The organism is Endozoicomonas sp. SESOKO1, from assembly GCF_024606265.1.
Taxonomy (GTDB): Bacteria; Pseudomonadota; Gammaproteobacteria; order Pseudomonadales; family Endozoicomonadaceae; genus Endozoicomonas.
The window spans coordinates 1-9086 of the sequence record NZ_JAHHPP010000205.1 but is presented as its reverse complement, the minus strand read 5'-3'; the positions used below and the strand labels follow the sequence as shown (position 1 = coordinate 9086).

Below are 9086 nucleotides of genomic sequence, written 5' to 3'. Positions count from 1 at the left end.
TTGTCGAAGTTCGGTGGCACGACCCTTCGATACTTCGACAAGCTCAGCACTCAGGGTGAACGGAAATCGGTAACTTATTAAAAGACAATTCCTAAGGTTCCACCCGGAACTTGCTTCAACAACACAGATGTTTAAAAAAGAAGTCAAAGGTTAAACAACACACCCATGCATTCAGGCCAGGGCTGGCAGCCACCCTCAGCGGCCAATGAACCGATACCGGTGCTGATCCCCATATAAAGGGCGATGCCCACACCATTGGCGAGAATATCGCCAAAACTGAAATGGCGATAACGGGTCATGTGCTGACAGACCTCGATAAACACCCCAAACGCCATCAGTCCTGCCGGTTTCCACCAGCAGACGCCTGCCGCTGGAAATGCCAGATCGATGAGCAGAGACAGCACCATAAAGGTGAGCACATGTTTCACCTTATCATTTATAAAACGGGTGGGATCCCATTTCCCGGGTATCAATGACATAAACAGGGCAAACACCAGGGCACAAACAGACAGGATTTGCCAGGTTGAAGGGGGAGTTGCCTGAAGCGTGGTAATCAGATCATTCATTGGATGGCCCTGAGTTATAGGTTGTAACAGGTCATCGGCCAATGGGCGCAAGGGTTGATGGCGCTTAACACTCCTACTGAACTGTCCTGAAATAACTTCTTCATTTCTACAGACGCTACCCGCTGCCCGAAAAACCGGAACAACTTATGCTCTTGCGGGCAACGGCCAACGGGCAACGGCCAACGACCTTTACCAGACAGAGTAAAATAATGAAGTTATTCTGGAACAAACCCTTAACAACATTCATACGGTTTTTCCCCTCCTCCCTGATTGTTGAAATATCACAGCCCAACTTGCTACATTAACAACTCTAAAAACAGACACCGTCGTCAGTTTATAAGCGTTAGCTGCCTTCTGGCTCTACATGGCAGTTATCAGTATTAGCAGAATAAAAAGAACGGGGGTAGACCATGCGCCGCTGGAATGGCTGGGGTGATGAGAGTTACGTTAAGGAAGTATCCGACCATGGGGATGCATTGATTCGCCGTATTATCGGGGAACCGACACCCTTGAAAGATGCCACCCTTGCCAGCGTAATAGCCAAGGTACCGACATCACGTCTGCCGGAACATGCTCTGATTGTGACCGCCGCAGAAGACCGTGTTCGCCACGCCCGAGGTCAGAGTTTTCCGGACTGGCTGGCCATGCGCAGTGGTGACTTCGGGGTTTTCCCGGACGGTGTCGCTTATCCGGAAACCAGTGCACAGGTCCGTGAACTTCTTGAACTCGCAGTTCAGCATGATTTTATTGTGATTCCCTATGGCGGCGGGACATCCGTTGCCGGTCACATCACGCCTCAGGAAAATGCCAGGGCCATTTTGACCATTGATATGGGCCATATGAACCAGTTAATGGATCTGAATGAAGAGAGCCAGATTGCCACCTTCGGCGCAGGGACTCCCGGGCCACAGATTGAAGCACAGCTGCAGGCACGGGGTTATACCCTGGGGCACTACCCCCAATCCTGGGAACTTTCCACTATTGGCGGCTGGATCGCCTCCCGCTCATCAGGCCAACAGTCACTGCGCTACGGTCGCATTGAACAGATGTTTGCCGGTGGCCGTATGGAAACCCTGCAGGGTACGCTGGATATCCCTTCGATTCCCGCCTCTTCCGCAGGGCCGGACATTCGGGAACTCACCATGGGCACCGAAGGCCGCCTGGGTATCTTTACCGAAGTGAAGGTACGCGTACAACGTGCAGCAGAACAAGAGAAGTTTATGGTCTGCTTTATGCCAAACTGGCAGGCAGGTAAAGCCGTCGCCCGGGAAGTTGCACAGCAGAAAATCCCGCTCTCCATGATGCGTGTCAGCAACGCTAAAGAGGCCCGTGCCCACGCACACCTTGGCACCTCACTGAGGCAGTTCAAACTGCTGGATGGCTATCTCCGTTTTCGTGGGATGGACGACAGTCGTTGCATGCTTACCTTCGGCGTGACCGGCTCTGAATACCAAAATAAAGTGGCCCTGAAACAGCTGGGAAAGATTCTGAAAAAGCATGGCGGCGTAGGTGGGGCACTGGCCAACATCATGGGTACCATCTGGGCCCATGGCCGTTTCAAGTTCCCCTATCTGCGGGAAACCACCTGGGCCCGGGGCATCGCAGTTGATACGCTGGAAACCGCCACCGACTGGGAAAATGTCGATGACCTGATGCATCAGATGGAAGCAAGCCTGGAAAACGCCTTAACGGATGAGGGGGAAAATGTCATGGCATTTACCCACCTCTCCCATATCTATGGTCAGGGGTCGAGTATCTATACCACCTACTTTTTCCGCTGCGCTGACAGCTACGAAGCCACCCTGAAACGCTGGAAAAAACTGAAGGCCAAAACCTCTGAAGTGATAGCCCGGGGCTATGCCACCATTTCCCACCAGCACGGTGCCGGTCGCGACCATACGCCTTATATGCTGGCGGAAAAAGGTGGGCTGGGGATGCGGATGATTGCCACCCTGGTGCATGACTTTGACCCGGATAAACGACTGAACCCCGGCGTGTTACTCCAGGACAGTGAATAATTGAATCAATCAGGTATCCAACCTATGTGGCAGAAATCCTGGCAGGCAGGTAACCGGAATCAATTACTGGAATCATTAAAAAACAGTGCCGACGAAACATGGGATATCGTTGTCGCCGGTGGCGGCATCACCGGTGCCGGTATTGCCCGCGAAGCTGCTCGCCGGGGCTTGAAGGTTCTGTTGGTCGATCGTCAGGATTTTGCCTGGGGAACCTCCAGCCGTTCATCAAAAATGGTCCATGGCGGCCTTCGCTACATAGCTTCCGGCGATATCAAAACCACCATGCACTCGGTAACCGAACGGGAACGACTGATGAGGGAAGCGCCCGGACTGGTTGATCAAATGGGTTATCTGATGGCCCATTACAAGGGCGCTTTTCCGGGGCCGCTGGTCTTTAACAGTCTGCTGCGCATTTATGATTTTTTTGCCGGTAAGCGTTACCGTAAGTTCCATAAATCACACGACATTGAAAACCTGAGTCCTTTCATTAATGCGCACAACCTGCTCGGTGCCACCCAGTTTGCCGACGCCATTACCGATGACTCACGCCTGGTTATCCGGGTTTTGCGGGAAGCTCAGAAAGATGGTGCTACCGCCATAAATTATGTGGGTGTCGATGCCCTGATTAGAAACCATGGGGAAGTGACGGGAGCACAACTGAAGGATGCAGAAAGCAATCAGGTAATTCCGGTGAAGGCCAGAGTAGTGATCAATGCCACAGGTGCCTGGGGAGATGAACTTCGGGGGGAGATGACCTCAGAGCAACATATTCGCCCTGCCCGCGGCAGCCATATTGTGGTGCCTGGCTGGCGACTGCCGGTTGCCCAGTCATATACCGCCATGCACCCGGATGATAAACGACCCATTTTTATTTTCCCCTGGGAAGGCAGAACCGTGGTCGGGACCACCGACCTGGACAACGGCGATATTGGCAACCATGAAGTGGCCATGACCCGTGATGAACTGGAATACCTGATGAAAGCCGTCTGCGCCCAGTTCCCGAAAGCCGGGTTAACCGAACAGGATATTATCTCTTCCTGGGCAGGTGTTCGCCCGCTGGTCAGCTCAGGAGCACTGAACCCATCGAAAGAAAAACGTGACCACAGTATCTGGAACGATAACGGACTGGTGACCATCAGTGGCGGCAAGTTAACCACCTTCCGTTTAATTGCCCTGGACGCATTAAAAGCTGCTGAGCAGTATCTTCCCGGCACTGACTTCAGTGATGCCGACGCGGATATGTTTACTCAGTATGAGCCAGACAGTTCACTGTTGAAGCAACTGCCGGACTATGTAAGGAAACGTATCCGGGGCCATTACGGTATGGACGCCGATCGTGTGCTGGCACAGACCCGGCCCGGTGAACAGGACGTTATTCCCGGTGCCCGCGCCCTTTGGGCGGAGTTGCGCTGGTCAGCTGGCAACGAAGCCGTTATGCACCTGGATGATCTCATGCTCCGTCGCACCCGCCTGGGCCTGCTGCTGGAACAGGGAGGCCTGATTTTTGAAAGCAGAATCAAGGCCATCTGCCAGGAAGAGCTGGGCTGGAGTGAGCAGCAGTGGCAACAGGAAGTCGTCCGGTATCGATCCATCTGGAATACCTATTACAGTATTCCGAAATAGCGCAATACCCCTGATACTCGATAATAAGAAACAAGAAGTGAGTGTGTAGTGAGTAATTCAGACTATGTGCTGGCCATCGACAATGGCACACAGAGTATTCGCGCCCTGGTATTTGACAGTGCCGGTAATGAAATCGCCAAAAGCAAAGTTGAGCTGGAAGCCTATTTTTCACAACATCCCGGCTGGGCAGAACAGCACCCTGACTACTATTGGCAGCAGCTTGGCAAAGCCTGTAAAGCGTTATGGGCCCAGGGCATTGTAACGCCCGGACAGATCAAAGGTATGGCACTGACCACACAGCGCTACACCATGATCAACCTGGATAAAGATAAAAAACCCTTGAGACCTGCCATTGTCTGGATGGATCAGCGAAAAGCCGGACCGGAAAAACCTGTTGGTGGTCTCTGGGGACTGCTGATCAAAACCATCGGCCTGACCAGCCTTATCGACGAACTGCGCGCCAAAGCCCGTGATAACTGGATCATGCAACATCAGCCCGATATCTGGCAGAAGACCCGTTACTATGTGAATTTATCCGGCTATCTGACCTATCAACTGACTGGCGAAATGAAAGACGCCTGTGGTTCAGTGGCCGGTTACCTGCCCTATGACTATCGCCGTCAGAAATGGGCTGGCAAGCACGATCTGAAATGGAAACTGCTGGCCACCAGACGACATATGTTGCCAGAACTGGTGCAACCCGGAGAGCGGTTAGGTCATATTACGACCGAAGCTGCAGAGCATACCGGTCTGCCTGCGGGGCTACCGATGATTGCAGCCTCATCGGACAAGGCCTGTGAAGTACTGGGTGCTGGCGGCATTGACCCTCATATTGGCTGTTTGAGTTTCGGCACTACCGCCACCATCAGCACAACAACCTCCCGATACGTTGAGACCATTCCCTTTATTCCCCCCTACACAGCGGCGATACCAAAACGTTACAACACTGAAGTGATGATATATCGCGGCTTCTGGATGGTCAGCTGGTTTAAAAACGAGCTGGCCCAGGCCGAGCAGCGAAAGGCGAAAGCGCTGGGTGTAGAACCGGAACAACTGTTCGACACCCTGCTGACCCAGGTGCCTCCCGGTTCAATGGGCTTGATGATGCAACCGTACTGGTCACCCGGCGTACGTCAGCCCGGCCCTGAAGGCAAAGGTGCCTTTATCGGCTTTGGCGATGTTCACAAACGGGCGCATATTTACCGTGCGATCCTGGAAGGGCTGGCTTACGAACTGCGATCCGGTAAGGAGCAGATCGAAAAACGCAGCGGCACACCAATCACCCGGTTACGGGTCTCTGGTGGTGGTTCCCAAAGCGATGCCGCCATGCAACTGACCGCCAATATTTTTGGTATGCCGGCAGAACGACCACACACCTGGGAGGCTTCCGGCCTCGGGGCAGCCATTAACTGCTGTGTCGGCCTTGGCATTCATAAAGACTACAGCGAAGCCATTGATAAAATGACCCGGGTGGGCGATGTGTTTGAGCCGGACCTGCCAACCGTGCAGCTGTATGACCGTTTATACAACGAGGTTTATAAAAAGCTCTATAAACAACTGCAGCCGTTGTATAAATCCATTCGGGATATTACCGGTTATCCGAAGCGATAATTTCTTTTGCCTGTGCAGCAAGCCTTGAGTGCAGGAGTGGGGCACAGAAACGTGAGAAGGTTCAAACCTCCGCCCCTTTCGTCCCGAACGAAATGAGAATTCCTGTAAAATCAACTGGTTAAGTGGTTATTTTTGTTCTCACCGGATTCTGTAATCCTTTGATTTCTTTATGCCTCGCAATGATTTTGTTCTCACTGTTTTTTGCACGACATACAACTTATATTCAAAACAGACACCCTACCGGCAAAGCCACCAGTCTATCCGAAAACGGCAGCACCTTATCACCGTTGTAAACAATTACCCCCCGCTGAATACTGCCAGTTGCCATGAGCATTTCCAGAGTCGCAAACATCTCTTTTTTGATCGTCATGCCTGCCTTGACCTCAATGCCTGTGGCCTGGCCATTATGCCCCGAGAGAATAAAGTCCACTTCCCGCTGACTCTTGTCACGATAGTGAAAAAGCTGGCAGTCCTGATCACTGATGGCGATAGACTTTAGCAGTTCGGAGCAGACCCAGGTTTCCATCAACGATCCCATAAGATTTCTGTCAGCCTTAATAGCTGCTGCATTTATACCTCTCAGGGAACACAGCAGCCCGGTGTCCACAAAATGAACCTTTGCCTGCTTAATTGCCCGCTTGAGCTCATTCCGATGCCACCCGGGAATTCGCTTTACCAGATACAGGTTTTCAAGGGCTGCAACGTATTTTTGCACAGACTTGCTATCCATCTTTATCGCTTTACCAAGACTTGCATAGTTCAGCGACCCAGAAGAAATAGAAGACAATGATTTAAGTAGCTGCGACATTTCGTCTAGCTTTTGCAGCTGAAAAACTTCTCGGATATCTCGCCGAATAATCGCATCAGTATAAGATCTGAACCAGCGTGTCCTGCGATTTGAAGAACGTTGTATTGCTTCTGGATAGCCACCACAAGCTATGGCCGAAATAACCTGGTCAAGCTCAATCAGCGACCCGGGCGGGGGAGTAAAATCCAGAGACAATAGCTGGCTAATAATATCATGCTCTTCCTGCCCGCCAGCAGACCTCTGCTTCAACTCACTCTGGCTGAAGGGGTACAGGGTAATAAATTCTGCCCGGCCAGCCAGTGAATCTGCCAGCGTCGGCAGCGTCATCAGATCGGCGGAGCCGGTCAGGATAAAAGCACCGGGTTGACGATCTTCATCCACCAGCAGTTTGATAGTGCGAATCAATTCCGGAGCCCGCTGAATTTCATCAATAATGACCGGACGCGGCTGATTACGCAGCAAACCGATAGGGTCATTGCGGGCAATCGTCAGGATATTTTCATCGTCCAGGGTCAGATAACTGCCGGAACCCTCAGGCTTGAGTGTCTCCAGCAGGTGCCGCGCAAGGGTCGTTTTGCCAGATTGCCGGGGACCGGTGATAATGGCTACCGGCGTATCCTTCAAGCATTCCCGCAAGTTACGCTCAATGGCTCTTGGTATGAGATCCATAGTAATCCAGTCATGACCAATATGGATTTCAGTTTAGACTAATATGGATTATAAAATCGACCATTATGGATTTATAGTACGACTAAAATGGATTTTACTGATGATTGATCTGGAATGATAACGCTATGCAAAGCTCTGTTAAAACGATGAACGAAGTAAACTTCTAACTGGAAATCCAGCAACACAGAGCACCGGTAAATGAAACTATAAGCTCTTTATTAAAACCAAAATGAAAATATAGTTTCAAAATAGTATTAATTCCAGCAACTGCTGCTCCTGACGATTAATCCCAATTTCATTCGCGTATTGTTGCCAGTTGTCGGTCACACTACGCAGCTCTGTCAATATCTCTTTGGACTGTGTCGCTGACAATTGAAAATAAGGGGCTACTTCCAGCGCCAGATCCAGACTCAACTCATTGGAATAGTCATCAATATTGAGATGCAGACCCGTTGCCCCCTGAATCACATTAATATCGTAAGCCGGTGACAACAACCAGCCCGAACTCGCATTGTCCGCCAGTATAAACCCATGATTACGAAGGTGGTCATCACTGTTGGAAACCAGAATATTAAACGCCAGCCGCCGCCAGAGCTGAGCAAGATCAGCCTGTGTGTTTGCCCCTTGCGCAATAAGAAACTGTGCCAGCTCCAGATAGCTTGCTCCATCATCACCATCATAATGGCTTGGAAATTTCGCCAGCCAAAGCTCATCGCCATCGCTTACACAGGCTTTGGGGCGTGCGCCACCTAACGACGACCCGGGAGAAATCAGCATAAACAGCCACTTAAGATAATCCGGGTTATCCAAATCCTGGTTCAGCTCAATCTGACTAACCGCATACTCAAGTTCCCGCAGACTTGAAAATGGTGGGGCTGCCAACCGTTCATTACTATCAAGAAAAGGACCACTGTCGGACAATTTAAACCGCAGCGCCCCCATACGACAGATATCATGCACACCCAGCAGGTAATCCGATTCATTGAGCCGCTGAACACGCCGCCCTTCCTGCCTGGCCAGAACCGCTTCACGCCTTTGCATCAGTAAACGCCCCCAGCGGTCCGGACACGAATCCAGAAAGACCCGAAAATTTCGCGCATCATTATTGAACTGATCACCGGAGAACAACTTCAGTTGGGGATCTATCTGTACCGCAAACGGTGAACTTAACCAGCTTTGGCATAAGCAAACCGGTAAACTTCTACACCCCGAACCAGATCAACCTCTAAAATGCCCACCCGTTCGGGCTGTTCCATCGAATGCCAATGGGCGTAAACCCAAACAGACTTGCTCATAACTGGCACCTTCCCTTTAAAAGGAATCTGAATGACGTTCGTTATTTTTGCGCCGGGATGATAGCAGTTCAATATCCTGTAACTTACGGCCAAACTCATCATCCAATGCCACCTTCGCTAAATCTTCAGCCAACCCTAGTGCTGAAAGCACTACCAGGTAGTGACCAATGGAAACACCGGGTTCACCCCGGGTGATATTACGAAGGGTCGGCATAGACAGACCTGTACGCTCAGACAATCGGGTTTGGGTGATCTTCCGGCGTTTCATCGCCAGGGCAATATTCTCGCCCAGTGTCTTTAGCAGGCGCAGATCCTTGGGAAAAACAACAGCAGAGCGAGAAGTCATGAAACTAAACCTTCACATATATTAATTAAATGAAATTATAGTGTCATTTTTATAAAATCTCATTGAATGGGACATAAACTATAAATAGTGCTTGACCGAAAACCCATCAGCCCTTGAAAACAGCAGTCTGTGGCCTTACTTAATCATTGA

The 9086-nt window shown here is 50.9% G+C and carries 8 protein-coding genes; 3 read left to right on the top strand and 5 right to left on the bottom strand.

Annotated features, from left to right (window positions below; all coding sequences use genetic code 11):
• Positions 1-143: 143 nt before the first annotated feature.
• Positions 144-566: a VanZ family protein gene (locus KDK13_RS09720; RefSeq protein ID WP_257284782.1), complete on the bottom strand. Its 423-nt coding sequence runs from the start codon at positions 564-566 to the stop codon at positions 144-146.
• 410 nt (positions 567-976) lie between these two features.
• Between KDK13_RS09720 and KDK13_RS09715 the strand changes: the two genes are divergently transcribed.
• Genes KDK13_RS09715 through KDK13_RS09705 form a run of 3 tightly spaced genes read left to right on the top strand, consistent with a single transcriptional unit; the run spans position 977 to position 5818 of the window.
• A complete protein-coding gene (locus KDK13_RS09715; protein WP_257284781.1) occupies positions 977-2584 on the top strand; it encodes an FAD-binding oxidoreductase in 1608 nt (535 codons plus the stop codon).
• Positions 2585-2608: 24 nt separating this feature from the next.
• Positions 2609-4207, top strand: a complete 1599-nt coding sequence (locus KDK13_RS09710; RefSeq protein ID WP_257284780.1) for a glycerol-3-phosphate dehydrogenase/oxidase — start codon at positions 2609-2611, stop codon at positions 4205-4207.
• Positions 4208-4255: 48 nt separating this feature from the next.
• A complete protein-coding gene (locus KDK13_RS09705) occupies positions 4256-5818 on the top strand; it encodes an FGGY-family carbohydrate kinase (RefSeq protein WP_257284779.1) in 1563 nt (520 codons plus the stop codon).
• Between the two features lie 223 nt (positions 5819-6041).
• On the opposite strand, the gene KDK13_RS09700 is transcribed toward KDK13_RS09705, so the two are convergent.
• The 4 genes from KDK13_RS09700 to KDK13_RS09685 form a co-directional block, all read right to left on the bottom strand.
• Positions 6042-7295, bottom strand: a complete 1254-nt coding sequence (locus KDK13_RS09700) for an ATP-binding protein (protein WP_257284778.1) — start codon at positions 7293-7295, stop codon at positions 6042-6044.
• A gap of 243 nt (positions 7296-7538) precedes the next feature.
• Positions 7539-8336: a type II toxin-antitoxin system HipA family toxin gene (locus tag KDK13_RS09695; protein WP_257284777.1), complete on the bottom strand. Its 798-nt coding sequence runs from the start codon at positions 8334-8336 to the stop codon at positions 7539-7541.
• A 125-nt stretch (positions 8337-8461) separates the two neighbouring features.
• Positions 8462-8590 carry a hypothetical protein gene (locus KDK13_RS09690; protein WP_257284776.1) on the bottom strand — a complete coding sequence of 43 codons (129 nt, stop codon included), beginning with the start codon at positions 8588-8590 and terminating at the stop codon, positions 8462-8464.
• Positions 8591-8606: 16 nt separating this feature from the next.
• Entirely contained in the window at positions 8607-8936 is a 330-nt protein-coding gene (locus tag KDK13_RS09685) for a helix-turn-helix domain-containing protein (protein ID WP_257284775.1), read from the bottom strand.
• Positions 8937-9086: the final 150 nt, after the last annotated feature.